Origin of the sequence: Aliirhizobium wenxiniae (assembly GCF_019511445.1) — a bacterium.
GTDB lineage: Bacteria > Pseudomonadota > Alphaproteobacteria > Rhizobiales > Rhizobiaceae > Neorhizobium > Neorhizobium wenxiniae_A.
This window is the reverse complement of record NZ_JAEUAN010000007.1, coordinates 119,275-143,200: the sequence shown is the minus strand read 5'-3', so window position 1 is coordinate 143,200 and position 23,926 is coordinate 119,275. Positions and strand designations below refer to the sequence as shown.

Below are 23,926 nucleotides of genomic sequence, written 5' to 3'. Positions count from 1 at the left end.
TTGTCTTCGCCGGTGGGTCTGCTAGAACGCCCAAGGATAGGATCGACTATCGCGCGACTTGGTTAATGACCTCCTAAAATTGCGGTGGCGGAGCGATGACTGCGAAGAAAAGACCCAGGGTTTATATCACGCGCAAGCTGCCGGACGCAGTCGAGACGCGCATGCGCGAACTCTTCGACGCAGAATTGAACATCGATGACCGGCCTCGCTCGCGCGAAGAGCTTGCAGCGGCAATGGCAACCGCCGATGTGCTGGTCCCGACAATCGCCGACAAGATCGATGCGGAACTGCTGGCGCAAGCAGGCCCGCAGATGAAGCTGATCGCCGGTTTTTCCAACGGCACGGATCACATCGATGTCGATGCCGCCGCCGAAAAAGGCATAACCGTTACAAACACGCCGAATGTTCTGACCGAAGACACGGCGGACATGACGATGGCGCTGATCCTCGCCGTCAACCGACGCCTTGCCGAGGGTTCGCGCATCCTCACCGACAATCCCGGCGACTGGGCCGGATGGAGCCCGACCTGGATGCTCGGGCGCAGGATCTGGGGCAAGCGGATCGGCATCGTCGGAATGGGCCGGATCGGAACCGCGGTCGCGCGGCGCGCCAAGGCTTTCGGTCTGGCGATCCATTATCACAACCGCAAACCGGTCAATCAGGCGACCGAGAGCGAACTGGAAGCGACGTACTGGGACAGTCTCGATCAGATGCTGGCGCGTGTCGATATCGTGTCGATCAACTGCCCGTCGACGCCCGGAACCTTCCATTTGATTTCAGCCCGCCGTCTGGCGCTGATGCAGCCGACCGCGATCATCGTCAACACGGCGCGTGGCGACATCATCGACGAGATGGCGATGATCAAGCTGTTGCGCGAGGACAAGATCGCCGGTGCAGGCCTCGACGTCTACCAGAACGAGCCTGCTATCAACCCCAAGCTCGTCAAGCTCGCCAATGAGGGCAAGGTGGTCTTGCTTCCGCATATGGGATCGGCCACGATCGAGGGCCGCATCGACATGGGCGACAAGGTGATCATCAACATCAGGGCTTTTTTCGACGGGCATCGCCCGCCGAATCGCGTTCTTCCGGGGCGTAACTGAATTCAGGCCGGTATCCGCTCAAGCTCCTTGCGCATCTCGATAAAGGTAACCCGGTCGAAACCCGGATGGGATTTTTCGGCGGTCTTTTGAAATCCCCAGCGACCGAAGGTCGTGTGGTTGCCGACAAGCTCGATGCGCGTGTCCAGCCTGAGCGTCGGCAAGTTCAACTCCCGCGCCGTGTCTTCCGCGATGGTGAGCAATCGGCGACCGACCCCCTTGCCCTGCTGGCCGGGTGCGACCGCCAGTTTCCCGACATAGAGGCAATCGGCCTCGGGTTTCAGAAACACGCAGCCGACAAGTCGATTGTCCTCGATGGCCACGAAGGCGATTTCGCTCTCGGCTTTGTGTGCGAGCGAAGCAAGCGTAAGGCGATGCGCCGAGGAGGGCGGATCGATGATTTCGTCCATGTAGGAGAAGGACGAGACGATCAGCGCGAGCAATTCGTCCCACCGGCCGAAGCCACTGTCTAACTTGATAAGGTCGATCATTCTGCCGGCGATCTCTTTCTGCGTTTGTATCTGATCGTGTCGAACCGGGCCGAAAGCGCGTCATAGAGCATCAAACGGCCGATCAACGGTTCACCGATGCCGGTGACCAGCTTGATGACCTCCATCGCCATCAGAGTGCCGATCACACCGGTCAGCGCGCCGACCACACCGGTTTCCGCACAGGCCGGGATCAGTCCTTCCGGCGGCTTTTCGGGGAAGAGATCACGATAGGTCGGATTGAGCACGCCGTCTGCACCGGCCTCATAGGGTTTGAGCGCGGTGACCGACCCGTCGAAGCGACCCACGGCACCCGTGACAAGCGGAATTTTCGCCGTCTCCGCCGCATCCGCGGCTGCATATCGCGTATCGAAATTGTCGGATCCATCGACGAGGAGATCAAAGCGCGGCAAATGCCGTATGGCCCACTCGGTCGAAAACCGCTCTTCGAAATCGACAACCCGGACATGCGGATTGAGGCGGGCGATCTTTTCACGCGCGCTCCTCGTCTTCATCTCGCCGATCGTACCGGAATCGTGGATCACCTGGCGCTGCAGGTTGGAGAGCGAGACGCGGTCGTCGTCGACGATACCTATCGTACCGATCCCGGCAGCCGCGAGATATTCCAGCACGGGGGCGCCAAGACCGCCGGCGCCGATGACCAGAACACGGGCGGCTTTCAGCCGCTGCTGTCCTGTGCCGCCAATTTCCGGCAGAAGGATATGGCGTTTATAACGCTCGATCTCGTCCGGGGTCAGTGCCGTCACCGGCGATTGCGAAGCCTGATTTTCCATGATCGGTTTCATATCACCACCACGTCTTACCTGTAAGCGTCTATCGTGAGATGGTTCCCTACGTCACGCTTCCATGGCTGACCGTGAAGAACTGTGCCCGGTCGCCGAGAGCGGAAAACATCGATTGGTCGGTGCCGGTCATGAAGGCTTGGCCACCCAGCCCGTCCACCAGATCGAACAACGTTGCCCGGCGCCCCTCATCGAGATGCGCGGCGATTTCGTCGAGCAGCAGGATCGGCGCAAACCCCGTCATGTCCGCCGTTAACCGGGCATGGGCAAGAATGAGCCCGATCAGCAAAGCCTTCTGCTCACCGGTCGAGCATCGCGACGCCTCGATATTCTTCTCCTGATGACGCACGAGAAGATCGACGCGATGCGGCCCTTCGAGCGTGCGCCCTGCAGCCGCGTCGCGTCCGCGCCCGTTGCGCAGTGCTGCCAGATAATCCTCTTCCAGATCCGCCGCCGGGCGATCCATGCCGCCATCCATGAAACCTTCGAGCGCCAGAGCCGGTGTCGGAAACGGCGTCTCGGCGGAATTGACCGAAAGCGATTGCAGGAGGCCCAGCATTTCCTGCCGCGCCGCCGCCATGGCAATCCCCAGTTCGGCCATCTGTGTCTCAATTGCGCTAAGCCATGAAGGATCGAAGCGACCCTCCGAAAGCAGCCGGTTGCGGCTGCGCATGGCGCGCTCGAAATCGCTCGCTCTTCGCGCGTGGGTCGGATCGAGCGATAGTACGAGCCGGTCGAGAAACCGTCTCCGGTCGGAAGAAGAGCCGGTAAACAACCCGTCCATAGAGGGGGTCAGCCACAAAACGTTCAGATGGTCGGAAAGCTCTTCGGTGGATTTGGCCGGCGTGCTGTTGATCCTGAGCTTGCGGCTGACGCTTTCGCCGTCACCCGGTTCTGTCCCGGTGCCGATTGCAACCTCGCCCTGCATTCCATCGAGATCGACGAATATGGCAAAACCGCCGTCTGCACCGACCCGCGGCACGTCGGTCAGCACTGCCCGCCTGAATCCGCGCCCTGGCGACAGGAAGGAAATGGCTTCCATCAGGTTGGTTTTGCCCGCGCCATTTTCTCCCGTCAGCACCACATGCCTGCTGTCGAGCACAAGCGAAGCTGCCGCGTAATTGCGGAAGTCGGTGAGCTTGAGCCGGGAGATCGAAGTCTTTTGCGCCATGGGGAATCGCGGTTTGCCGTTGCACAGGAGCTAAGGATTTGCACGGCAGAACGCAAGCGATTGGATGGATCGAACCGTTGAACGGCACTGCGCGATGATCCGTTCGACCTAAGTCTCAATTTCTCGTCCGTTAGTATATCGGCAACAAGTTATGATTAATGAAAGCTTAGGGCGATTGGATAATAGTGAATTAAACTTTAGCGGGCAGGCTGCATTGAAAAGTGATGCCGCGTGCAAAATCGTGAAATGGCGCACCGTTGGACCGGGGGATAGAATGAATAATGAAGCACAAAAGGCTGCACTTGCCGAGCGCCTGAATTTCGTCGGCCTCGGTGAAGTGGAACGCCGCCATCTCACCAATGTCCAGCCGATCGTGAAGGACGCCGTGGGTCCGGCGCTGGATGCCTTCTATCAGAAAGCCAAGGCGCATCCTCACACCGCAAAATTCTTTTCCAGCGACGCCCATATCGCCCATGCGAAGGAACGTCAGGCGAGCCATTGGGACGTGATCTCGTCTGGCCGTTACGATGGTGGCTATGTCGATGCGGTTTCCGCTATCGGCAAAACCCACGCTCGACTGGGCCTTGAGCCGCGCTGGTATATCGGCGGCTATGCCCTCATTCTCGACGGCATCATACGAGCCGTGATCGCCAAGGAGATGAAAGGCTTTTTCCTCGAAAAAAAGGCCGGCATTCTGGCCGATCATCTTTCTTCCGTGGTCAAGGCGGCGATGGTCGATATGGACTACGCCATTTCGGTCTATCTGGAAGCGCTGGAAGACGGCCGCAAGAAAGTTGAAGCAGAACGTGTGGCAGCCAAGCAGGAGCAGGATAGTGCTCTGGAGGCCCTGGGCCAGGCGCTGAAAAGCCTTGCGGATGGAGATCTGACGGCGGAGCTTCATCAGGAGCTGGCGCCGAATTTCCATGCCCTGAAGGCAAACTACAACGCCTCCATTGCAGAACTCCAGGCTGCGATGGGAGAAATAAACCAGTCTGTCGGTCAGGTACGCGCGGAAGTCGGCGATATCTCCTCGGCCGCCGATAATATGGCAAAGCGCACCGAGCAGCAGGCGGCATCGCTGGAAGAAACGGCGGCAGCGCTTGAAGAGATCACGGCGCTTTCCGGCCAGGCTGCGCGCCGCACACAGGAGGTGCAGAGCATAATCCGCGAATCAGCAGTTGAGACGCAGAAAAATGGAGAAGTCGTCCATCAGGCGATCTCTGCCATGGACGATATTGCCGAATCATCCCAAAAAATGACCCAGATTATCGGCGCAATCGACGAGATCGCCTTCCAGACGAACCTCCTGGCCCTGAATGCCGGTGTTGAAGCGGCGCGTGCCGGTGAGCAGGGCAAGGGCTTTGCGGTCGTTGCCCAGGAAGTGCGCGAACTCGCGCAGAGATCTGCCGCCGCCGCCAAGGAGATCAAGGAGCTGATCGATCGCTCCGCTGGTGACGTTGAGCGTGGCGTCGGTCTCGTCAATCGTGCCGGTGAGGCGCTGACCGGCATCGGCACACGGGTGAAGGCAATCGATGAACACATCACCTCCATCGCCAATTCGGCGCAGGAGCAGGCGTCGGGCATCGACCAGATCAACGCATCTGTCCGCAGCATGGACCAGATCACCCAGCAGAATGCGGCATTGATGGAAGAGACGAATGCCGCCGCCCAGAGCCTTGTCGGCATCAGCGGCAGTCTGGCTGCGCTGGTCGCGCGTTTCAGGACCAGCAGTTCCTCAAGTGTTTATCAGGAACGCTTCAAGCTCAGCGCCTGATAGGAAGCTAGGCCGGATCGAAGGCTGGACCGGATCACGGGCATCCTCTAAATCGCTGGACGGTATTGAAGACGGTCGAGAGGATGATGCTGTGAGTGACGAGACGAGACTGGTGCAGCTGGAAGAGCTCGCTGCCCATCAGGCCAAGGTGATCGACGAATTGTCGGATCAACTCGCCGAGCAATGGAAGGTGGTCGAACAGACCCGCGCCAAGCTCGACCGATTGACCGAACGGTTCCTGACGCTTGAGGAATCGACACGTGAAGCCGCACCCGTCACGAGGCCGCCGCATTATTGATCAGGCGGAGGCGCGGCGAAAGCGCTTGAGCGCGACATATTCCCAAAGCGCGACGCCAAGCAGGATAGCGAGTGCCAGAAACTGAAGCAGAAAATTCTCTGCATGGGGTGCGAGCGCGAAGCCTGCAAGAGCGGCGGCTATGCCGGCGCAATGCGACCAAGGTATCATCCGGGTCGCTACCGTCTTCATCCATAGGGTTCCCGCCAGAAACAGGATGGGCCCGCCGAGTATCGCCAGAGCATTGATGTAACCGCCCTCGTCATGAGGGTGTGTCAGCGTGAAATCCTCGCCGATGGCGGTCAGGATGATGCCGGCGACGATCGGCAGGTGCCCGTAGGTGAAGAGATGATCGGCAGTGTTCTGCGGTTCACTTGTCTCTTCCACCGTATCGGCAGCACGTTCCTGCCCGTCATGGAAATAGATCCACCACATCAACACGGTCGTCAGGAAGGCTGCGACGAGAACGAAGAATATGATGCCGCCTTCGTCGGCGTGGTCCGAGGCGGTCTTGCCCGTTGTGATAATGGTTTCACCTAGCGCGATAATGACGAAGAGGGCGCATCGTTCCGCCAGATGCTCGCCGTTGACATCGAGTGTTTCGGCCGGCGAAGCACCTATTCCCGGCATCCAGTAACGGGCGAGCGGTGCGGCATATTCGATCGCAAGAGCCACGATCCAGAACAAGGCGCGGCTTTCAGGGCTGACCAGCCCGCCGGCGATCCAGAAGGCGCTGGAGACGAGCAGCCACAGCGTGATGCGCAGGAAGGTCATGAATGAGGCGCCGTCGACCCCCTTAAAGGCATAGAGCGCAAACAGCGAACGGCTGAGCTGCATCACCGCATAGGCCAAGGCGAATACAAGCCCCGCTTCGTCAAAAGCCTTGGGAAGCGCAATCGCCAGCACGATGCCGAGGAACATGAGCCAGAATAGAAGCAGCCTCACCGCCACCACTTCCGCGTCGAGCAGATTGGTCACCCATGTCGTGTGGATCCAGACCCACCAGAGCGCGAAGATGAAGATCAGCGCGTCGAACGCGATCCCGACGGAAAAGTCCGAAGCCAGCGTTTGCGATAGCTGGATCAGTGCGAAGACGAAGACGAGATCGAAGAAGAGCTCGGGAAAGCTCGCCTTGGTCGATTCGGTGTCCTCCTTGCGCAGCCAGTGATGTTTACCTTCAGCCATCCCGTTTCTCTGCCCTTCGCGCATGTGCAAGCCGGAGGACGGATTTAGGGCGGCAACTGACAAGTGGAGAGGCTGGCCGGGAATATTTGCTGCGCAGGTAGAAGCTTGCGGAAAAACAAAAAGGCCGGGCAAGCCCGACCTTTCCAATCCCATTCACTGTGCCAGTACATCCGTGGTCACTACAAATGGGTCAAGCATTCCGTCTCGGCTGCATTCAGGACTTGAAGTCATCCGCGCAGCTCCGTGGCGCTCATCATCTCTGAAACAGGTTAACGGACCGTTAAATGACTCGTCTACCCGCAACGAAACGGCACGGTTTCCCGTATGCGCCGCTATTCGCCGGAAATGCTGTTGAGCTTTAAATGGGATCGCGCTCAGGTCAGTTCAAGACCGTAGCCGGTGGACCGATAAGTGACGGTCATCTGAAAGCTCGCGGCGACCTGCGCCGCCGCGAGCCGAAGCTGATTAGGCAGCCTGCAGCTGGTCAGCTGCAACCTTGCCGGAACGGCGGTCCGTTACCAGCTCGAAGGAAAGCTTCTGGCCGTCCTGAAGCTGGCCGAGGCCTGCGCGCTCAACAGCGGAGATGTGAACGAAAACGTCCGCACCACCGTCGTCAGGAGAGATGAAGCCGTAGCCCTTGGTTGCGTTGAACCACTTAACTGTACCCGTCGCCATATCGATGCCTTTCTTTGCAATGACCGACAGCCCCTCCCGGAAACCCGGAAGGAACAGATTAAACTTCGAACTTTGCAGAGTAGAACGTCGCAAGCGTGGCAGTAGCCCGGTGCTGGCCATCAGACAAATTTCGATCCTACGCACTTAGGGCCTGCCCCAATGTTCGTCAAGATTGCTGCGGCGCTACGGGTGAGTGGAGGGTGAGCTATGCAATCCTAAGGGGTATTTCCGATAATGTAAACAATATCAATTGCATAGAAGGAGGCAATCAAGTGTCTTGAGCGCCGTTCCCGGCTCTGTTTTGTCGTAAGGCAAGGGATAAAATGCAAGAAAGCCCGGCGCGGGAGGAGGTGCGCCGGGCTTCCGAAACTGACCAACAACCGGGAGGAGGAGGTGTTGCTGGTCCCATCGAGGACGCTGGGAGGAGGAGTGCGTCCGTCGATGATTTGAATATACAGTAGGTGAGCCTAAAAAACAGCCACGATTTCGCACCGCAGTAATGCGTTATGCGCATGGCTATCCCTGGGCTTGCCTAAAAACGATACATGCGTAATGGTTCCAGCATGACACTTTCTTCCGTCCAGGCTTTCTTTGCCAAACATGCCCCCGATATTAAGATGATTGTCACCGAAGCCAGTTCCGCGACAGTCCCGCTCGCAGCTGCTGCCCATGGTGTCGAGCCTGATCAGATTGCAAAAAGCATATGTCTGCGCGCCGGTGAGGAAACCATGATTGTCGTCATGGCAGGCACTGCCCGTCTGGATAACAAGAAATTCCGTTCCCGATTCAGCGCCAAGCCACGCATGCTTGGAGGCGATGATGTCGTCGAAATCACCGGCCACCCGGTTGGCGGCGTCTGCCCTTTCGGTCTGGCATCGCCTTTACCGGTTTACTGCGATATTTCGCTTCAACGCTTTGATCAGGTTGTTCCGGCCGCCGGAGCCACCAATTCTGCTGTGCGAATCAGTCCGTCACGCTTGGCGGACCTCACGGGCGCCGTTTGGATAGACGTCGCCCAGGATGTGGTCGCGGCGGATGAATCTCAATCGTCACTGTAGGCGCGATCAGAATCGGTCGCCGATATAACGCTGGTACCATGCCTGTTTGCTGTCTGCCGAAGCGGTTGCAACGGCATAACCGATTGCGAAGCCCACGGCGCCGATCAGGGTAAACAGCGTGGTCGTCGCCGCCGGATGCTCCTTGATGGTGCCGGCGACGGAATGTGCTTCTGATGAAACGTAGTTGGCCGCACTGCTGGCGCGATCGGCGACACGCTCATAAACTTCCCCGGTCTTTTCCGACATCAAGGCGCTGAGGCGTGCGATCTCGGAGCGCAGGCCCTGGATTTCGTCGGCGATCGCGCTGTCGCTGGGCTGGTGGTCGAAGGAAGCGACAGCGTTTCCTCGGGTAAAGCTCTTGACTGATTCTGCCATGCCGGCCTCCATCATGTTGATCTTGGAGCCCGGTCAACTTTCGAGGTGGAGGTTAAGTTCCCTCGGATGGAAAAGATGAACGTCATTCGATGTCACATGACCGAAATCAACGCTCCTGGATCAAGGCGCCAGCCAGTGATTCCAGCCGTTCCTTTTCGTTCGAACCTTTTTGCAGCGAGTTCACCAGAATGAGGGCGAGAGCTTCGCCATCAGCGCTCGCCTTGTCGATGCCATGCTCGGCACATGTATCGTTGAAAACTTGCTGAAGCAGGGCAAGCTGTTCCGGATTGACCGGATTTCGGATCAACTGCGTCGGCATGAAACCCTCACGTCACGGTTGGGCCCGGTGGCAGACAGTCCAGTTTCGACTTCGCCTTGGGCAGACTAAGAGAGCACGAAACCTGCGCCATGCGCTGGAACCCGTGCCTTACAAAAATCCTTACCCGTGCCGCAATTTGTAATCCGGTTAATGAAATGGCAACAACAAGTTAGCGCGGGTGCAATTTGAGGGTTAAAAAACCTGCGGCTGTTTCTATCGCGATAGAAAGTGTCGTTACGAGGAAGTCTCGACGCGGATCTGCCTCGCTTCATCATCCCGTGAACCGGTTCAGGCCATGCCAGCCGGATCACCCGTTGGCAGGAGGGCAGGGTCGAGAACGGGGTCCTGCGGATTTTTGTTGTCGCCCTTGTCCTGTACTGGCGTCAGAGGCGGTTTTTCCTGTGTCCTGTCCGGCAGGCCATCCGTTGGCACTGGTCCGCGCGGCGTGTCCGATGTCGGGGTAGGGATAGGATCTCTGTTTGGCATCGCAACCTCCTTTTCGGGTTCCTGAAGACCCAACGGAGATCGCCTTGCATGGTTCCCACCATGACCGCTGCACTCCGCGCCAGAAGCGTGCCCCGGCGCGGAGCGTCGTTTTAAGGGGTGGCTTTCTGGTTTTCCGTGACAGGGGCGGTTTGTTGCCCCGTCTGCTTCAATTCCTGTTGTGCGGGAGTGGAAGCAATGCTGGCTGTGGTGAACTCCTTGTCCACCTCATGCGATGCCGTCACCTTGTGACCGGCGCAATCCGCAAGAGCTGCGGAAGACGTAAGGCCGATGACGGCAGCTGCGACGAGAAATGTTTTCATGCCCATTCTCCTTATCGCTTGTTGCGTCCGGGAGAATAACAAGCAAAGCGCGTCTGCCCAAATCACGAATATGCGTGATGTCTGTGTTTTGGCCCCATACGCACGAATGGTGTGCGTGGATGACGGTATGCTCACATCAGCTTTTGCAGCACCTCACGGCCGACGAAGACATCTGTCCTGCCGGCTTCGTGTTCAGGGTGGCTGAATTCGAAGACGAGCTTTTCCGACATTTCCAGTGCCTGCTTGAGATTGACGAGCCCCACTGGCACGCGCTGGTCGCCCTTGCGGATGACAGCCTCGAAGATCTTGTTCATGGCTCCCTCCCCGAGCATTGAACCCGGCAACAGGGGACTGCTCCCTCTTCTCTGCCGGACGCGTAACTTTAGCGTTACCTGATGTTACCAAATATAGGCTTCGCTGGAAAGCCATGGTTTTCAGGGCAAAGAGCCATATCGCGGCACAATTACTCGAAGATTTAGGTGTCTCCTTCACTCTCTGTTTGCCTTTTACCCCTCCTTAAATCGCCGCATTTAGAGTCCAGCGGAAACCTATCGGCAAAAGGGCCCACAGTTCGGGTCGACACAGGACAGGGGAACGCCGGCTCGCATGGCAGCCAGAGGCAGATCAGATAAACGCGTTGAACCTTCCTTCGAAGCATCGCGCGACGAAGATGAAGATGAGTTTCGCCTTGAGGCCGACGATCGGATTGTCGGTCATCGCAAGGGTTCTAAACGTGCGTCGAAAGCTGACGCGAAAGCCGATTCTGGCCGTCGTGAGAAGAGAGGGTCGGCAAGGTCCGGATCCCGCAAGGAACGCGACCATTCCGGTGGTGGTTTGTTCGCTCCGCTGCGCCGACTGATCTACTGGTGCATCGTTCTCGGTATTTGGGCTGCGATCGGCATTGGCGGACTTGTGCTCTATTACGGCGCGCAGATGCCTGCCGCCAGCAGCTGGTCCATCCCCGATCGCCCACCGAACATGAAGATCACGTCGATCGACGGTTCCGTCATCGCCAATCGCGGCGCGACCGGTGGTGAGGCTCTGGCGCTCGAAGAAATGTCGCCCTACCTGCCGCAGGCGGTCATCTCCATTGAAGACCGGCGTTTCTATTCGCATTTCGGTGTCGACCCCTTCGGTCTGGCGCGTGCTTTCGTCAACAACCTGACCGGCCAGCCGATCCAGGGTGGCTCGACGATCACCCAGCAGTTGGCGAAGAATCTGTTCCTCTCGCCGGATCGCACTTTCGAACGCAAGATTCAGGAAGTGCTTCTGTCCTTCTGGCTGGAACACAAGTTCACCAAGGATCAGATCCTTGCCATGTACTTGAACCGGGTCTTTTTCGGCTCGAATGCCTATGGCGTCGAGGCGGCGTCCCGGCGCTATTTCAACAAGTCCGCGCGCGAGGTGAACCTTGGCGAAGCGGCAACGCTTGCCGGCTTGCTGAAGGCGCCGTCGCGCCTCTCTCCCGCCCGTGATCCGAAAGCGGCGGAAGAGCGTGCCCAGGTCGTGCTCGGCACGATGCGCGAGGAAGGCTATATTACCGATACCGACTACAACAAGGCAATGGCGCAGCCGCCGGCCCAGGCCAAGAGCTATTGGTCCGGCCCGCAGCATTACGCCGCCGATATGGTGGTCGAGGAAGTCAAAAGCCTGATCGGTGAGCCTAAAGTCGATGTCACAGTCGAAACGACCATCGACTTGAAGCTCGAGGAAGCCGCCGATAAATCGCTGAATGACATCCTGAAAAAGGAAGGCGGCAAGCTGAACGCATCGCAGGCGGCACTCGTTTCTGTCGATGCGACTGGTGCGATCCGTGCCGTCGTCGGCGGGCGCGATTATGCCCAGAGCCAGTTCAACCGGGCCTTCAAAGCCAAGCGCCAGCCCGGTTCGGCCTTCAAGCCCTTCGTTTATGCCTCGGCGCTCGAGGCGGGTTACGGCCCTGACACGATCGTCAATGACGCGCCGGTGAGGATCGGCAACTGGACGCCGGAAAACTACGAGAAGGAATACAAGGGGCCGGTTCCGCTCTCCTACGCCCTGTCGCGCTCGCTGAATACGGTTGCGGCCCAACTCGTCATGGCCGTTGGGCCGGACAAGGTGGTTTCGATGGCCCACCGGCTTGGCGTCGATTCAGACATTCAGCCGAATGCCTCGATTGCGCTCGGCACATCCGAAGTCTCGCTTGTCGAACTGACCTCGTCCTACGCGGCCTTCATGAACGGCGGCTACAAGGCCACCCCGCATATCGTCAAACGGATCGTCGATCCGGATGGAAAGGTTCTCTATGAGGCGGATTACAGCAATCCGCCGCGTGTCCTGAGCGAGCCGATCGCCGCCACGATGAATGGCATGATGTCCGGCGTCATTCGGGAAGGTACCGGCAAGGCGGCGCGTCTCGATGGCTGGCAGGCGGCCGGCAAGTCCGGCACGACGCAGAATTCCCGTGATGCCCTTTTTGTCGGCTTCACCAGCATCCTGACGACGGGCGTCTGGTTCGGCAATGACGACGGTAGCTACATGAAGAAGGTCACCGGCGGCACGCTGCCGGCCAAGGCCTGGAAGGAATACATGACCGTGGCGATGAAGGGATATACGCCGACGCCGCTCTTCGGTTTCAGCAATGGTGTTCAACTGCCGCCCGCCGCGGACCAGCCGCAATCGCCTTCGACCTCGATCGGCGACATCATTTCCGGGATATTGCCGGGCGCAAGCGAAGATCAGCCCGCCTATTCGGGTGAGGACAGTTTTCCGCCGGCGCCGCAGGCACCGGCAGGTTCCGATATCGTCCGCTCCCGTCCGCTGCAGCCGCTGCCGCAGCAGGGTGAGGCTGCCGTGCAGCCAGGCCGGAACCGCGATCGGCAGCCAGTCCCGCAGCCGCCAGGCGCGATCCCCTGCGCCTATGGCGACAACGCAGTCTGCAACAATGGCAATGGTGGCATGGTCTACGATAACCGGCAGCAACGCCAGTATCGCGGCAATGCGGACGCCGGGCAGGCGGGCGGATATCGCGATTATCGTGAATATCGCGGTCCCTATGATTCGCAGGGTCCCGTGCCGCCGGGCAGCGTCGGCGGTGGGCCGATGCCTCCCGGTGAGGTCGGTTCCGATGGCGGCCATGTCTACCAGCCGCAGCAGGCCAGAAGGACGACCCTGCTCGATGTGATCATGGGCCAGTAATCGCCTGTGGTCGCATGCTTTGAAGCATCAGACGATGAAACGCATTTTTTGCCTGAAGGCTGGCGATTTCCTGCCTTGCAGTCGGAAAAACCCGTCCTTATATACGCCGCATGACGGCAGCACTGGCTGCCAAGGAATTAAGAAGACCATCCCAGTCGAGGAACTGTCAGCGGAATGCCTTTCGGGGTCCCGACAGTTCGCTTAAAGGAGAGAGAAGATATGGCTAAAGTAATTGGCATCGACCTCGGTACCACAAACTCCTGCGTCGCCATCATGGATGGTAAGGACGCCAAGGTTATCGAGAACGCCGAAGGCGCGCGCACCACGCCCTCTATGGTCGCATTCACCGAAGACGGCGAGCGTCTCGTCGGCCAGCCGGCCAAGCGCCAGGCGGTGACCAACCCGACCAACACCCTGTTCGCCGTCAAGCGCCTGATCGGCCGCCGCAACGACGACCCGACCGTCGAAAAGGACAAGGCACTTGTTCCGTTCGAAATCGTCAAGGGCGATAACGGCGACGCATGGGTCAAGGCGCACGACAAGAACTATTCCCCGGCCCAGATCTCGGCGATGATCCTTCAGAAGATGAAGGAAACCGCTGAATCCTACCTCGGCGAGAAGGTCGAGAAGGCCGTCATCACCGTTCCGGCATACTTCAACGACGCGCAGCGCCAGGCAACCAAGGATGCCGGCCGCATTGCAGGTCTCGAAGTTCTGCGCATCATCAACGAGCCGACCGCTGCTGCCCTTGCCTACGGCATGGACAAGAAGGACGGCAAGACGATCGCCGTTTACGACTTGGGCGGCGGCACCTTCGATATCTCGGTTCTGGAAATCGGCGACGGCGTCTTCGAAGTGAAGTCGACCAACGGCGACACCTTCCTCGGTGGTGAAGACTTCGACATGCGTCTCGTCGAATATCTCGCAAACGAGTTCAAGAAGGACCAGGGCATCGACCTGAAGAACGACAAGCTTGCTCTGCAGCGCCTCAAGGAAGCTGCCGAAAAGGCCAAGATCGAACTGTCGTCCTCGCAGCAGACTGAAATCAACCTGCCCTTCATCACCGCTGACGCCTCCGGTCCGAAGCACCTGACGATGAAGCTGACCCGCGCCAAGTTCGAAAGCCTGGTCGACGATCTGGTCCAGCGCACTGTTGCTCCGTGCAAGGCAGCCCTCAAGGATGCCGGCGTCACGGCTGCCGAGATCGATGAAGTCGTTCTCGTCGGCGGCATGAGCCGCATGCCGAAGGTGCAGGAAATCGTCAAGCAGCTGTTCGGCAAGGAGCCGCACAAGGGCGTCAACCCGGATGAAGTCGTAGCCCTCGGCGCAGCGATCCAGGGCGGCGTTCTGCAGGGCGACGTCAAGGACGTTCTGCTTCTCGACGTGACCCCGCTGTCGCTCGGCATCGAAACGCTCGGTGGCGTCTTCACCCGTCTGATCGACCGCAACACGACGATCCCGACCAAGAAGAGCCAAACCTTCTCGACCGCTGACGACAACCAGTCGGCCGTGACGATCCGCGTCTCGCAGGGCGAGCGCGAAATGGCAGCGGACAACAAGCTGCTCGGCCAGTTCGACCTCGTCGGCCTGCCGCCGGCACCGCGTGGCATGCCGCAGATCGAAGTCACCTTCGACATCGACGCCAACGGCATCGTCCAGGTTTCGGCCAAGGACAAGGGCACCGGCAAGGAACAGCAGATCCGCATCCAGGCTTCCGGTGGTCTTTCCGACGCCGACATCGAGAAGATGGTCAAGGATGCTGAAGCCAATGCCGAAGCCGACAAGAAGCGTCGTGCAGGCGTTGAAGCCAAGAACCAGGCCGAAAGCCTTATCCATTCCAGCGAGAAGTCGCTGGCTGAATATGGCGACAAGGTCACCGAAGCTGACCGCAAGGCGATCGAAGATGCGATCGCTGCGCTGAAGACCTCGGTTGAAGCTTCCGAGCCGGATGCCGATGACATCCAGGCAAAGACGCAGACCCTCATGGAAGCTTCCATGAAGCTCGGTCAGGCCATCTACGAAGCCCAGCAGGCTGAAGGTGGAGCTGAAGGCGGCAAGGACGACGGTGTCGTCGATGCCGACTACGAGGAAATCAAGGACGACAAGAAGTCGGCCTAAGGCTCCGTTGACGGAAGCCTCAATATAGTCGACTAAAAGTTCCGGCTGCCTTGTGCAGCCGGACTACGTTTCCGGAGCCGGATACCTGAATGGCCAAAGCAGACTTTTACGAAATCCTGGGCGTTGCTAAATCGGCAGACGAGAAGGAGCTGAAAAGCGCCTTCCGCAAGATGGCCATGAAATACCATCCGGACAAAAATCCCGGTGATGCGGAAGCCGAAAAGAAGTTCAAGGAACTGAACGAGGCCTACGAAACCCTCAAGGACCCGCAGAAGCGCGCAGCCTATGATCGTTACGGTCATGCAGCCTTCGAACAGGGTGGCATGGGCGGTGGCGGCGGTTTCGGCGGTGGCGCCGGCGGTTTCTCCGACATTTTCGAAGATATCTTTGGCGAGATGATGGGTGGCGGTCGTGCGCGCCGTTCCGCCGGTGGTCGCGAACGCGGCGCCGATCTTCGCTACAACATGGAAATTTCGCTCGAGGAAGCCTATAACGGCAAGACGGCTCAGATCAGGGTCCCGACCTCGATCACCTGCGACGTCTGCACCGGTTCCGGCGCCAAGCCCGGCACGCAGCCAAAAACCTGCGGCACCTGTCAGGGTTCCGGTCGCGTTCGCGCGAGCCAGGGCTTCTTCTCGGTTGAGCGCACCTGCCCGACCTGTCACGGTCGCGGTCAGACGATTACCGATCCCTGCACCAAGTGCCACGGCCAGGGCCGCGTGACCGAAGAGCGTTCGCTCTCGGTCAACATCCCGGCCGGTATCGAGGACGGCACCCGTATTCGTCTTCAAGGCGAAGGCGAAGCCGGAGCCCGTGGCGGCCCGGCGGGCGACCTCTACATCTTCCTGTCGGTCACCCCGCATGAGTTCTTCCAGCGCGACGGAGCCGATCTCTACTGCGCCGTACCGATCTCGATGACCACGGCAGCGCTCGGCGGCACATTCGACGTCGGCACGCTGGATGGCTCGAAGTCGCGTGTGTCGGTGCCGGAAGGCACCCAGGCTGGCAAGCAGTTTCGTCTGAAGGGCAAGGGCATGCCGGTTCTGCGTTCGTCGCAGACGGGGGATCTCTATATCCAGATCGGTATTGAAACGCCGCAGAAGCTGACCAAGCGCCAGCGCGAGCTGCTGCAGGAATTCGAGGAAATCTCGTCCAAGGAGAACAACCCGGAATCGACCGGCTTCTTCGCCCGGATGAAGGAATTCTTCGACAATTGATCGAAGGTGATCATGGAATTGAAAACGCCGGCTGAAGAGCCGGCGTTTTGCGTTTGTGGCGATATCTCGAACTGTGAAGGCTCACGGATCGTCATGCTCGGGCTTGTCCCGAGCATCTGCCACGTTGAATTTTTCACAACGTGATTGGATCCTCGGGACAAGCCCGAGGAAGACGAAGAGCGCAGCTTTGGCTTACTTCTGAGCCAACGCCGTCATGATCCGCGCCCAGGAGCGGATGCCCTTGTGGTAGGACTTGAGATCATATTTCTCGTTCGGCGAATGGATACGGTCATCGACGAGACCGAAGCCGACAAGCAGTGAATCCATGCCGAGTTGCTTCTGGAAATCGCCGACGATCGGGATCGAGCCGCCCATGCCGATGATCACGGCCGGGTTCTTCCATTCCGCCGACAGGGCACCCTTCGCCTTGGTCAGCTCAGGGGAATCGTAGGAGAGCTGGATGGCCGGCGAGGCTCCGTGTTCGTGGAACTCCACCGAGCAGTCGCCCGGGATTTTGGAGCGCACATAGGCGCGGAACGCTTCGCGAATCTTGGCCGGGTTCTGGTCACCGACAAGGCGGAACGAAACCTTGGCAGAGGCCTGAGCCGCGATCACGGTTTTAAAACCTTCGCCGGTATATCCGCCGGTAATGCCGTTCACTTCCGCAGTCGGACGTGCCCAGGTCAGTTCCAGCACGGAACGGCCCTTTTCGCCCGACGGGATCGAAAGGCCGACGCCGCCAAGAAAACTCTCTGAGCTGCGACCAAGCGTTTCCCAGCCTTCCTTGATATTGGTCGGGGTTTCTTCGACGCCTTCGTAAAAACCTTCGAGCGTCACCCGGCCGGTCTCGTCATGCAGACCGGCGAGAATGTCGGTAAGGATATGGATCGGGTTGGCGGCAGCCCCACCGAACAGGCCGGAATGCAGGTCGCGGTCAGCCGCCTTGATGACGATTTCCTCACCGACGAGACCACGCAGTGCCGCAGCGATCGCCGGCGTATCGCCATCCCACATGCTCGTGTCGCAGACGAGGGCAAATTCAGCCTTCAGTTCGGCTGCGTTCGCATCGAGAAACGGCTTCAGCGACGGCGAACCGGATTCTTCTTCGCCTTCGAACAGGATGGTGACGCGGATCGGCAGTGAGCCGTTGACTTCCTTGTAGGCGCGGCAGGCTTCGACGAAGGTCATCAGCTGGCCCTTGTCGTCTGCTGTGCCACGGCCGGTCAGCACCTTGCGACCGGGCGAAAGCTCCTTGATCTTCGGCTCGAACGGAGAATCCTCCCAAAGTTCGATCGGATCGACCGGCTGCACGTCGTAATGGCCGTAGAAAAGCACATGCGGCGCATCGGCGGTGGCGGCGTCATGATGCGCGACGACCATCGGATGACCGGCAGTATCGCGCACGGAGGCATCGAAGCCGATGCCCTTCAGCTCAGTGACCAGCCATTCGGCAGCCTTGCGGCATTCGGCCTTGTAGGCCGGATCAGTCGAGATCGACTGGATACGAACGAGCGAGAAGAGACGTTCGATGCTGTCGGAGAGGTTCTGGTCGGCGCGATCGAGAACGGCGGAAATATCGGTCATGGAAACACCTTGTCTTTTGAGCGGCAGCGCACGCGGGCGGCCAGCTTGCCTCCAAACTGTTAGCAAGCAAGGGGAGGGGGGCACAATGGCAAATGCCGCCGCTTCGGCTGCGAATATGCCGGCAATGCAACTTTGGTCGAAGGTGTGCAACTCTGGACTGTGGTTAAAGTGGAGGTATATGCTCCAAATTCGGACAATGTTTCGTCCGGCCTTGGGAGGGGCTTCAATGTGGAATCAAGTTTATGACCCCATGGGCAGCGCTGTCCTGTCCACCATACTCGCCGCAATTCCCGTTCTCATTCTTCTCGGCCTGATCGCAACCAATGTGGTGAAGGCGCATATCGCAGCCATCATCGCGCTGATCATTGCCAATCTGATTGCCATCTTCATATTCACAATGCCGGTCGGCATGTCCTTGAGTGCAACCGTTTTGGGAGCTGTCACCGGCTTCTTCCCGATCGGCTGGATCGTGCTGAACGTCATCTTTCTCTACCGGTTGACGGTGGAGAAGGGCCAGTTCGAAAAGCTGCAGCAGACGATCGGCAGCGTCACGGATGACCGCCGTATCCAGCTTCTCCTGATCGCCTTTGCCTTCGGAGCTTTTTTCGAAGGCGCATCCGGTTTCGGCACGCCGGTTGCCGTCACCGGCGCGATCTTGATCGGCCTCGGTTTCTCTCCGCTTGCAGCATCCGGCCTGTCGCTGATCGCCAACACGGCGCCCGTCGCCTATGGCGCGCTCGGCACGCCGATCCAGGGATTGTCGCAGGTCACCGGCATCGATCCCTATCTGCTCGGCGCCATGGTGGGGCGGCAATTGCCGTTCTTCTCGGTTCTCGTGCCCTTCTGGCTGATCTGGGTGTTTGCCGGACGCAAGGGGATGATGCAGATCTGGCCGGCCATTCTGGTGACCGGTGCATCCTTCGCGCTCGCCCAGTTCTTCATCTCCAATTACATCAACCCGTGGATCGTCGATATCGGCGCCTCGCTCCTGTCCATGGCCTGCCTGATCGGCTTCCTGCAGGTCTGGCAGCCAAAGGAGGTCTGGACCTCGCCGAAACTGCGTGGCCACGATATTTCCGATGACGGAACGTTGCGGGAGGCAAAACCTGTGGTGCGCCCCTCGCGGCAGGAAATTCGTGCGGCGCTCACGCCCTGGATCATCGTCTGCGTTGTCCTGCTCGTCTGGGGAACCGGGTTCTTCAAGTCTGCGGTCAACTCCTGGGCGACCTGGAACTATCCGGTTCCCGGTCTCGACAAGATGATTGCGAAGATGCCGCCGGTCGCACCGGGACCGACGCCGGAGGGCGCAACCTTCTCCTTCACCTGGCTGTCCTATACCGGCACCGGCATGTTCATCGCCGCCGTGCTCTCCGGTTTTGCCATGGGCTTCACGCCGCTCGGAATGTTGAAGACCTATGCCAAGACGATAAAGCTCTGCGCCTATTCGCTGATTACCATCTCTGCCATGCTGGCGCTCGGCACGCTGACGCGGTTATCGGGGATCGATTCGACGCTCGGCCTCGCCTTCGCCGCGACCGGCGTGCTTTACCCGTTCTTCGGCACGTTGCTCGGTTGGTTGGGGGTGGCTTTGACCGGGTCGGACACGGCCTCCAACATCCTCTTCGGCAACCTGCAGAAGGTGACCTCGGAACAGTTGGGCCTGTCGCCGATCCTGATGGGAGCTGCAAACTCGTCCGGTGGTGTGATGGGCAAGATGATCGACGCGCAGTCGATCGTGGTTGCCTCCACCGCTACCGGCTGGTTCGGGCATGAAGGCAGTATCCTGCGTTTCGTCTTCTGGCATTCGATCGTTCTGGCGTGCCTGGTGGGTGTGCTGGTGACGCTTCAGGCCTATGTCTGGCCGTTCACGGCCATGGTCGTGGTTCAGCCCTGACAGGACACAAAGAGGCGACGCTCGTCCTGGGCGGTGCCTCAAGCCTTCCGGCTGTTGCCAATGATGAGGCGCATATATTCCATCATCAACTCCCGCTCGAATGAGCGAAATCCGGAAAAGAGCGCGCTATCTGCCTCGGCTGCCGCATCGACGGCGCTCATTTCCAGTGACCTGCCGAGATCTGTCAATGTGATGATCTGGGCGCGTTTGTCGCTTGGATGCGGTGTGCGCGCGATCAGACCGTCGCGTTCCATCCTCGACAACGTATTGGCAAGCGTCGCCTGCTCAACCTCAAGCTTGTCCAGAAGCTGCTTCTGCGTCAGCCCGTCTTCCTGCCAGAGCTCCAGCAGAACCGGAAATTGACCGGGAGAAAAGCCAAGCGCCGCCGCCCGCTTCTGCAGCGATCGTGAAAACACCCTGGCGAGCTGACCGGCCAGATAGGTAGCCGACTGCGAGCGATCGAATCCCATGGCCTCCGCCAATTGCTTCCCGGGGAACCAGCTTTGCTGGTAGGCGATAATCGATATCAGGCAATACATTTATGAGATTGGAGCAGAGCTGCGCCATTGGCAAGATGCGTGGCTGTAAATCAGCTTCTGATGACCAAGGTGGACGCAAATAAAAACGCCACGGCTGGGAGGGGGCAGCCGCGGCGTTTCCAATAGAAGGACAAAGACCCGGAGAGGGGGATAGGCCTTTGTCCGGTCTGGTGAGGCGGGGGACGGGCCTTCTGCCAGACTGCGGCGTTATCAATCGCCGGTAATGCTGAAATGAGGGGTGGATTGCGGCTTTTCAAGGGAAAGCCGGATTACAATTCGGTAAGGTTGAGTGAGTGGTCGTTAAGCGGGTTACAGCAAGTTTCCATGGACGCGGCGCATGTGCCACGCTATTTCATGCCCATGAAAAAAGGCGATCATCTCTTCCTAGTCGACGGCTCCGGTTTCATCTTTCGCGCGTTTCACGCGTTGCCGCCGCTGACCCGTAAAACCGATGGGCTGCCCGTCGGTGCTGTCTCCGGCTTCTGCAACATGCTCTGGAAGCTCCTGACAGATGCTCGCGACACGTCGGTTGGCGTAACGCCGACCCATTTCGCGGTCATCTTCGATTATTCGTCGAAGACGTTCCGCAAGGATCTCTATGACGCCTACAAGGCCAATCGCTCGGCACCGCCGGAAGAGCTGGTTCCGCAGTTCGGCCTGATCCGCCAGGCAACCCGCGCCTTCAATCTGCCTTGCATCGAGACCGAGGGTTTCGAGGCAGACGACATTATCGCAACCTATGCCCGCATGGCCGAAGCCGCAGGCGCCGACGTTACGATCGTCTCTTCCGACAAGGATCTGATGCAGCTCGTGACGCCGATGGTCCACATGTATGACAGCATGAAGGACAAACAGATCGGCATTCCCGACGTTGTCGAAAAATGGGGTGTGCCGCCGGAAAAGATGATCGACCTCCAGGCGCTGGTCGGCGATTCGGTCGATAACGTGCCGGGCATTCCCGGCATCGGTCCGAAGACCGCAGCCCAGCTTCTCGAAGAGTTCGGCGATCTCGATACGCTGCTGGAGCGCGCCGGCGAGATCAAGCAGGTCAAGCGCCGCGAAAACATCATTGCCAATGCGGATATGGCGCGGCTTTCCCGGCAGCTGGTGGAACTCAGAACCGATGTGCCGTTGGAACTCGATCTCGACGCGCTGTTCCTCGAGCCGCAGGACGGGCCGAAGCTCGTTGCATTCCTGAAGGCGATGGAATTCGGCACGCTGACCCGCCGTGTCGCGGCTGCCTGCGAATGTGACGCCAATGCCATCGAGCCGGCCACGATCGAGGTGGAATGGGGTGCTGAGGCCCGCGGCCCGGATCTTGATGCCGGTACGGCAACCGATGGTGCAGAACCCGCCGCTCAGACACCCGCTGCCACCAGCGCGGCAACACCGTCAGCGGATGGCGATACGCCGGCTGGCCTTGCCGATGCGCGGACTGCCGCTTTTGCCAATGCCAAGATCGACACGACGAAATATGTAACGATCCGCGACGCTTCCACTCTCGACGAATGGATCAGGGCAGCACGCGAAACCGGTCTTGTCGGCTTCGATACCGAAACCAATTCGCTCGATCCGATGCAGACGGAACTGGTTGGTTTCTCGCTCGCTATTGCCGATAATACCGACAATCCGTCGGGGCTGAATGTCCGCGCAGCCTATGTGCCGCTCACGCACAAGACCGGCGTCGGCGATCTGCTCGGCGGCGGCATCGCAGAAAACCAGCTCTCCACCCGCGATGCGCTGGATCGCCTGAAACCTCTGCTCGAAGACACTTCGGTGCTGAAGGTCGCCCAGAACCTGAAATTCGATTACCTTGTCATGAAACGCCACGGCATCACCGTGAAGGGCTATGACGATACGATGCTGATGTCCTATGTGCTGGACGCCGGCAAGACCACGCATGGCATGGACACCTTGTCGGAGCGCTGGCTGAACCACAAACCGATCGCCTTCAAGGATGTCGCCGGTTCGGGCAAGAGCGGTGTCACCTTCGATTTCGTCGATATCGACCGTGCGACCGCTTACGCGGCGGAAGACGCCGATGTGACGCTGAGGCTCTGGATGGTACTGAAGCCGCAACTGGCGGCGATGGGCCTTACCCGTATCTACGAGCGCTTGGAGCGGCCTCTGGTCGAGGTTCTGGCGCGCATGGAAGAGCGTGGCATCTCCATCGACCGGCAGATCCTCTCGCGTCTTTCCGGCGAATTGGCGCAGAAGGCAGCTGCCTTCGAAGATGAGATCTACGAACTCGCCGGCGAAAAATTCACCATCGGCTCGCCGAAACAGCTTGGCGATATTCTGTTTGGCAAAATGGGACTGCCGGGCGGTTCCAAGACCAAGACCGGCCAGTGGTCGACCTCGGCGCAGGTTCTTGAGGATCTTGCAGCCGAAGGCGCCGAACTGCCGCGCAAGATCGTCGACTGGCGTCAGCTGACCAAGCTGAAATCCACCTATACCGATGCGCTGCCGGGTTACGTTCATCCCGAGACGAAGCGGGTCCACACCTCCTACTCGCTGGCCTCGACCACGACCGGTCGCCTGTCGTCTTCCGAGCCGAACCTGCAGAATATTCCGGTGAGAACCGCCGAAGGCCGCAAGATCCGCACCGCCTTCATCGCCTCGCCCGGCCACAAGCTTCTGTCTGCCGACTACAGCCAGATCGAACTGCGCGTGCTCGCCCATGTGGCCGACATCCCGCAGCTTCGCCAGGCCTTTGCCGATGGCATCGACATCCATGCCATGACGGCCTCCGAAATGTTCGGTGTGCCGGTTGAAGGCATGCCGAGCGAAATCCGCCGCCGCGCCAAGGCCATCAATTTCGGCATCATCTACGGCATTTCCGCCTTCGGCCTTGCCAATCAGCTATCGATCGAGCGCTCCGAGGCGAGCGATTACATCAAGAAGTATTTCGAGCGTTTTCCCGGCATCCGCGACTATATGGATTCAACCAAGGCCTTTGCCCGCGAGCATGGCTATGTGGAGACGATTTTCGGCCGCCGCGCCCATTACCCGGAAATCAAGTCGTCCAATCCATCGATGCGCGCCTTCAACGAGCGTGCGGCGATTAACGCACCGATCCAGGGTTCGGCAGCCGATATCATCCGCCGGGCGATGGTGAAGATGGAGCCGGTGCTGGCAGAAGCCGGACTTGGCGAGCGCGTTCGCATGCTATTGCAGGTCCACGACGAACTGATCTTCGAAGTGGAAGATGCTGATGTCGACAAGGCAATGCCGATCATCGTTTCGACCATGGAACAGGCAGCAATGCCGGCCATTTCGATGAAAGTGCCGTTGAAGGTCGATGCGCGTGCTGCATCCAACTGGGACGAAGCGCACTAACGACGCTTCGCC

General features: G+C 59.3%; 21 protein-coding genes. 9 read left to right on the top strand and 12 right to left on the bottom strand.

Translation table 11 applies throughout. The annotated features are described in order from the left end of the window. Positions 1-95: 95 nt before the first annotated feature. Positions 96-1,100: a 2-hydroxyacid dehydrogenase gene (locus JNB91_RS11080; RefSeq protein ID WP_220325561.1), complete on the top strand. Its 1,005-nt coding sequence runs from the start codon at positions 96-98 to the stop codon at positions 1,098-1,100. 2 nt (positions 1,101-1,102) lie between these two features. Here the strand turns inward: JNB91_RS11080 and JNB91_RS11075 are convergent, their stop codons facing one another. From JNB91_RS11075 to recF, 3 genes are read right to left on the bottom strand one after another with little or no spacing between them, the layout of a single operon-like run. Next, a complete protein-coding gene (locus tag JNB91_RS11075; protein WP_222857507.1) occupies positions 1,103-1,588 on the bottom strand; it encodes a GNAT family N-acetyltransferase in 486 nt (161 codons plus the stop codon). Beyond that, positions 1,585-2,379, bottom strand: coding sequence for a molybdopterin-synthase adenylyltransferase MoeB (locus JNB91_RS11070; RefSeq protein ID WP_222857506.1), 795 nt, complete (start codon positions 2,377-2,379; stop codon positions 1,585-1,587). The genes JNB91_RS11075 and JNB91_RS11070 overlap by 4 nt, the downstream gene beginning before the upstream one ends. 58 nt (positions 2,380-2,437) lie before the next feature. After that, entirely contained in the window at positions 2,438-3,559 is a 1,122-nt protein-coding gene (gene recF, locus JNB91_RS11065) for a DNA replication/repair protein RecF (RefSeq protein WP_220325560.1), read from the bottom strand. 274 nt (positions 3,560-3,833) lie between these two features. Here recF and JNB91_RS11060 point away from each other — a divergent pair, with 274 nt between their 5' ends. Next, positions 3,834-5,333 carry a globin-coupled sensor protein gene (locus JNB91_RS11060; protein ID WP_220325559.1) on the top strand — a complete coding sequence of 500 codons (1,500 nt, stop codon included), beginning with the start codon at positions 3,834-3,836 and terminating at the stop codon, positions 5,331-5,333. Positions 5,334-5,424: 91 nt separating this feature from the next. Continuing rightward, a complete protein-coding gene (locus JNB91_RS11055; RefSeq protein WP_183823872.1) occupies positions 5,425-5,631 on the top strand; it encodes a SlyX family protein in 207 nt (68 codons plus the stop codon). On the opposite strand, the gene JNB91_RS11050 is transcribed toward JNB91_RS11055, so the two are convergent. Together JNB91_RS11050 and JNB91_RS11045 are read right to left on the bottom strand one after the other, a co-directional pair. Next, complete coding sequence (locus JNB91_RS11050; RefSeq protein WP_220325558.1) at positions 5,632-6,813, bottom strand: low temperature requirement protein A; 1,182 nt, start codon at positions 6,811-6,813, stop codon at positions 5,632-5,634. A gap of 465 nt (positions 6,814-7,278) precedes the next feature. Next, the gene (locus JNB91_RS11045) at positions 7,279-7,488 is read right to left on the bottom strand and encodes a cold-shock protein (protein WP_112459391.1); all 210 of its coding nucleotides are present in this window, start codon (positions 7,486-7,488) and stop codon (positions 7,279-7,281) included. A 563-nt stretch (positions 7,489-8,051) separates the two neighbouring features. On the opposite strand from JNB91_RS11045, the gene JNB91_RS11040 reads away from it, so the two are divergent. After that, positions 8,052-8,546 (top strand): YbaK/EbsC family protein, encoded by a 495-nt coding sequence (locus JNB91_RS11040; protein ID WP_220325557.1) that lies wholly within the window; start codon positions 8,052-8,054, stop codon positions 8,544-8,546. A 6-nt stretch (positions 8,547-8,552) separates the two neighbouring features. On the opposite strand, the gene JNB91_RS11035 is transcribed toward JNB91_RS11040, so the two are convergent. The 5 genes from JNB91_RS11035 to JNB91_RS11015 all read right to left on the bottom strand — a co-directional run bounded on the left by JNB91_RS11035 (position 8,553) and on the right by JNB91_RS11015 (position 10,360). Then, positions 8,553-8,921, bottom strand: coding sequence for a hypothetical protein (locus JNB91_RS11035; RefSeq protein WP_220325556.1), 369 nt, complete (start codon positions 8,919-8,921; stop codon positions 8,553-8,555). Between the two features lie 106 nt (positions 8,922-9,027). Next, on the bottom strand, positions 9,028-9,240 hold the full coding sequence (locus JNB91_RS11030; RefSeq protein ID WP_220325555.1) for a hypothetical protein: 213 nt from the start codon (positions 9,238-9,240) through the stop codon (positions 9,028-9,030). A gap of 288 nt (positions 9,241-9,528) precedes the next feature. Beyond that, complete coding sequence (locus tag JNB91_RS11025; RefSeq protein WP_220325554.1) at positions 9,529-9,726, bottom strand: hypothetical protein; 198 nt, start codon at positions 9,724-9,726, stop codon at positions 9,529-9,531. Between the two features lie 110 nt (positions 9,727-9,836). Next, the gene (locus tag JNB91_RS11020; protein ID WP_220325553.1) at positions 9,837-10,046 is read right to left on the bottom strand and encodes a hypothetical protein; all 210 of its coding nucleotides are present in this window, start codon (positions 10,044-10,046) and stop codon (positions 9,837-9,839) included. A gap of 131 nt (positions 10,047-10,177) precedes the next feature. Then, positions 10,178-10,360, bottom strand: a complete 183-nt coding sequence (locus tag JNB91_RS11015; RefSeq protein ID WP_220325552.1) for a hypothetical protein — start codon at positions 10,358-10,360, stop codon at positions 10,178-10,180. A gap of 292 nt (positions 10,361-10,652) precedes the next feature. Between JNB91_RS11015 and JNB91_RS11010 the strand changes: the two genes are divergently transcribed. The 3 genes from JNB91_RS11010 to dnaJ all read left to right on the top strand — a co-directional run bounded on the left by JNB91_RS11010 (position 10,653) and on the right by dnaJ (position 16,558). Then, positions 10,653-13,223 carry a transglycosylase domain-containing protein gene (locus JNB91_RS11010; RefSeq protein ID WP_220325551.1) on the top strand — a complete coding sequence of 857 codons (2,571 nt, stop codon included), beginning with the start codon at positions 10,653-10,655 and terminating at the stop codon, positions 13,221-13,223. Between the two features lie 219 nt (positions 13,224-13,442). Continuing rightward, positions 13,443-15,341: a molecular chaperone DnaK gene (dnaK, locus tag JNB91_RS11005; RefSeq protein ID WP_220325550.1), complete on the top strand. Its 1,899-nt coding sequence runs from the start codon at positions 13,443-13,445 to the stop codon at positions 15,339-15,341. Positions 15,342-15,430: 89 nt separating this feature from the next. Next, positions 15,431-16,558 (top strand): molecular chaperone DnaJ, encoded by a 1,128-nt coding sequence (gene dnaJ, locus JNB91_RS11000; RefSeq protein ID WP_220325549.1) that lies wholly within the window; start codon positions 15,431-15,433, stop codon positions 16,556-16,558. Between the two features lie 192 nt (positions 16,559-16,750). On the opposite strand, the gene JNB91_RS10995 is transcribed toward dnaJ, so the two are convergent. After that, complete coding sequence (locus JNB91_RS10995) at positions 16,751-18,142, bottom strand: M20/M25/M40 family metallo-hydrolase (RefSeq protein WP_220325548.1); 1,392 nt, start codon at positions 18,140-18,142, stop codon at positions 16,751-16,753. Positions 18,143-18,368: 226 nt separating this feature from the next. Between JNB91_RS10995 and JNB91_RS10990 the strand changes: the two genes are divergently transcribed. Beyond that, entirely contained in the window at positions 18,369-20,036 is a 1,668-nt protein-coding gene (locus JNB91_RS10990) for an L-lactate permease (protein WP_220325547.1), read from the top strand. Between the two features lie 38 nt (positions 20,037-20,074). On the opposite strand, the gene JNB91_RS10985 is transcribed toward JNB91_RS10990, so the two are convergent. Next, entirely contained in the window at positions 20,075-20,506 is a 432-nt protein-coding gene (locus JNB91_RS10985) for a MarR family winged helix-turn-helix transcriptional regulator (RefSeq protein WP_220325546.1), read from the bottom strand. Positions 20,507-20,899: 393 nt separating this feature from the next. Here JNB91_RS10985 and polA point away from each other — a divergent pair, with 393 nt between their 5' ends. After that, the gene (gene polA / locus JNB91_RS10980; RefSeq protein ID WP_430736266.1) at positions 20,900-23,914 is read left to right on the top strand and encodes a DNA polymerase I; all 3,015 of its coding nucleotides are present in this window, start codon (positions 20,900-20,902) and stop codon (positions 23,912-23,914) included. Positions 23,915-23,926: the final 12 nt, after the last annotated feature.

Excerpts from the sequence above, each read along its gene's own strand:
- dnaK (WP_220325550.1), top strand. The coding sequence starts at position 13,443 with ATGGCTAAAGTAATTGGCATCGACCTCGGTACCACAAACTCCTGCGTC.
- JNB91_RS11015 (WP_220325552.1), bottom strand. The coding sequence starts at position 10,360 with ATGAACAAGATCTTCGAGGCTGTCATCCGCAAGGGCGACCAGCGCGTG.
- JNB91_RS11060 (WP_220325559.1), top strand. The coding sequence starts at position 3,834 with ATGAATAATGAAGCACAAAAGGCTGCACTTGCCGAGCGCCTGAATTTC.
- JNB91_RS11040 (WP_220325557.1), top strand. The coding sequence starts at position 8,052 with ATGACACTTTCTTCCGTCCAGGCTTTCTTTGCCAAACATGCCCCCGAT.
- JNB91_RS10995 (WP_220325548.1), bottom strand. The coding sequence starts at position 18,142 with ATGACCGATATTTCCGCCGTTCTCGATCGCGCCGACCAGAACCTCTCC.
- polA (WP_430736266.1), top strand. The coding sequence starts at position 20,900 with ATGGACGCGGCGCATGTGCCACGCTATTTCATGCCCATGAAAAAAGGC.
- JNB91_RS11035 (WP_220325556.1), bottom strand. The coding sequence starts at position 8,921 with ATGGCAGAATCAGTCAAGAGCTTTACCCGAGGAAACGCTGTCGCTTCC.
- JNB91_RS11045 (WP_112459391.1), bottom strand. The coding sequence starts at position 7,488 with ATGGCGACGGGTACAGTTAAGTGGTTCAACGCAACCAAGGGCTACGGC.
- dnaJ (WP_220325549.1), top strand. The coding sequence starts at position 15,431 with ATGGCCAAAGCAGACTTTTACGAAATCCTGGGCGTTGCTAAATCGGCA.
- recF (WP_220325560.1), bottom strand. The coding sequence starts at position 3,559 with ATGGCGCAAAAGACTTCGATCTCCCGGCTCAAGCTCACCGACTTCCGC.
- JNB91_RS11070 (WP_222857506.1), bottom strand. The coding sequence starts at position 2,379 with ATGGAAAATCAGGCTTCGCAATCGCCGGTGACGGCACTGACCCCGGAC.
- JNB91_RS11020 (WP_220325553.1), bottom strand. The coding sequence starts at position 10,046 with ATGAAAACATTTCTCGTCGCAGCTGCCGTCATCGGCCTTACGTCTTCC.
- JNB91_RS11025 (WP_220325554.1), bottom strand. The coding sequence starts at position 9,726 with ATGCCAAACAGAGATCCTATCCCTACCCCGACATCGGACACGCCGCGC.
- JNB91_RS11030 (WP_220325555.1), bottom strand. The coding sequence starts at position 9,240 with ATGCCGACGCAGTTGATCCGAAATCCGGTCAATCCGGAACAGCTTGCC.
- JNB91_RS11010 (WP_220325551.1), top strand. The coding sequence starts at position 10,653 with ATGGCAGCCAGAGGCAGATCAGATAAACGCGTTGAACCTTCCTTCGAA.
- JNB91_RS11075 (WP_222857507.1), bottom strand. The coding sequence starts at position 1,588 with ATGATCGACCTTATCAAGTTAGACAGTGGCTTCGGCCGGTGGGACGAA.
- JNB91_RS10990 (WP_220325547.1), top strand. The coding sequence starts at position 18,369 with ATGTGGAATCAAGTTTATGACCCCATGGGCAGCGCTGTCCTGTCCACC.
- JNB91_RS11080 (WP_220325561.1), top strand. The coding sequence starts at position 96 with ATGACTGCGAAGAAAAGACCCAGGGTTTATATCACGCGCAAGCTGCCG.
- JNB91_RS10985 (WP_220325546.1), bottom strand. The coding sequence starts at position 20,506 with ATGGGATTCGATCGCTCGCAGTCGGCTACCTATCTGGCCGGTCAGCTC.
- JNB91_RS11050 (WP_220325558.1), bottom strand. The coding sequence starts at position 6,813 with ATGGCTGAAGGTAAACATCACTGGCTGCGCAAGGAGGACACCGAATCG.